Source organism: Brevibacillus panacihumi, assembly GCF_003710985.1.
Classification (GTDB): Bacteria; Bacillota; Bacilli; order Brevibacillales; family Brevibacillaceae; genus Brevibacillus; species Brevibacillus panacihumi.
Map to the genome: position 1 here is coordinate 1 of NZ_RHHT01000014.1, position 1,952 is coordinate 1,952.

The following is a 1,952-nucleotide window of genomic DNA, read 5'->3' on the forward strand; positions in this document are numbered from 1 at the left end:
ATTGGGGGGTGGGCATTTCGAAACAACCGACTCCAAAGTGTACAAATCGGGAACGGTATGACGATCATCGGGAATGGGGCATTTGAAAACAACCAACTCGAGAGTGTGACGATCCCGGACAGTGTGACGAGTATTGGGGGGTGGGCATTTCGGAACAACCGACTCCAAAGTGTACAAATCGGGAACGGTGTGACGAACATCGGGACTTACGCATTTGCGATCAATCCCCTTAAAGTGATCATCGGGGAAATTGAATCTCAGGCACAAGACTATGCCCAAAATAATGGCATTCTATTTCTGAATTTCGATCCATGGAGCAGCGGCGGACAGGAGCAAAAGGAAGCGGCGACGACTGTCAAGGCGCTCTGGAGCAAAACGTTCAGCTTGCAATATCAGTGGACAACAACTGAAGAGACTCCGGCTTTGCCAACCGAACCGGAAGGCGACGGCTGGACGGCGTTTGAAAGCGGAGATACCCTTAATCACTCCCTGGATGATGCGCAAACGACAGATAGTACCTGGTATGTGCACATTTATGCCGAAGATGAAGATGGCAAGGAATTATTTACAGTCCATTCCGGAGCATTTCTACTTGAAGTGCCGGAACAGGTCGCCAGGCCGGTGGCAGATCCTTCCGGTGGTGTGGTTCCTTCCGGCACCAAGGTGACATTGAGTACGCCAACTGAAGGAGCGACGGTTTACTACACGACAGATGGCAGCGAACCGACGAGCAGCAGTGCCGAATATATTGCGCCCATCGAAGTGACAACAGAGATGACAATCAAAGCAATAGCCGTGAAGGATGGCATGCTGGACAGTGAAGTGATGGAGGAGCGTTATACGATTGCAATGATACCTGCACCGACGAATTTGAGGGCTTCGGCGGGTGACCGTTCCGTTACATTAGAGTGGGATGTGGTCACGGAAACAGGTAGCGTGACTTACGCGGTCTACCAGGCGGAAGGTACATCAGCTCCTGACGATCCGGCGAACTGGAAACTCATTCAATCGGATGTTACCACGAACTCCTGCAACGTCACGGGATTGACGAATGGAACATCATACGCATTCGCAGTAAAGGCTGTCTCTGCAGAAGGAACCAGTGATTTCTCCAATGCAGCGACAGCGACCCCAAGAGCAACAGGAGATTATGAATACGAAATCAAGACGGATCCTGAGGGCAGTGAATATGTGATCATTACCGGTTATACCGGGACAAATACGGAACTGAGTATCCCCGATACTTTGGATGGTAGGCCAGTAAGAGAAATAGGGGAGAGAGCTTTTTATTTGAAGAGTCTCAACAATGTGATTATCCCGGATAGTGTAACGAGCCTTGGAGATTGGTCTTTTTACGGGAATTACCTTAAGTCTGTAGTAATAGGGAAAGAAGTGAAGGTGATCGGACGAAGTTCATTCGATAGCAATCTACTTGAGGACGTGATTATCCCGGACAGTGTGACAAACATCGGGGACGGAGCATTTCGAAACAATAGGCTAAAAAGCGTACAGATCGGAAACAGCGTAGAGCGTATCGGGGCTCAGGCGTTTGCGAACAACCAACTCACCAGCGTAACGTTCCCTGACAGCTTGTTAATCGTTGGTTCCCAATCATTTTATAAAAACCAACTCCAAAAGGTGTCGATTCCGGACAAAGTGACGACTATCGAGAATTCGGCATTTGAAGAAAACCAACTCACCAGCGTACAGATCGGGGACAGTGTCGAAAGTATTGGGGCGTCGGCGTTTGCGAACAACCGGCTTACCAGTATAAAAATTTCTGATAAGGTCACATTGCTCGGCCCAAGTCTATTTAGGAACAATCCCCTTAAAGTGATCATCGGGGAATTTGAATCTCAGGCACAAGACTATGCCCAAAATAATGACATTCTATTTCTGAATTTCGATCCATGGAGCAGCGGCGGACAGGTGCAAAAGGAAGCGGCGACGAC

The 1,952-nt window shown here is 48.9% G+C and carries 1 protein-coding gene; it reads left to right on the forward strand.

All coding sequences use genetic code 11. The features are described from left to right. Positions 1 to 57: 57 nt before the first annotated feature. Positions 58 to 1,952 (forward strand): leucine-rich repeat protein (locus tag EDM58_RS07760; RefSeq protein ID WP_246000567.1); only part of this gene is annotated, 1,895 nt, incomplete at its 3' end.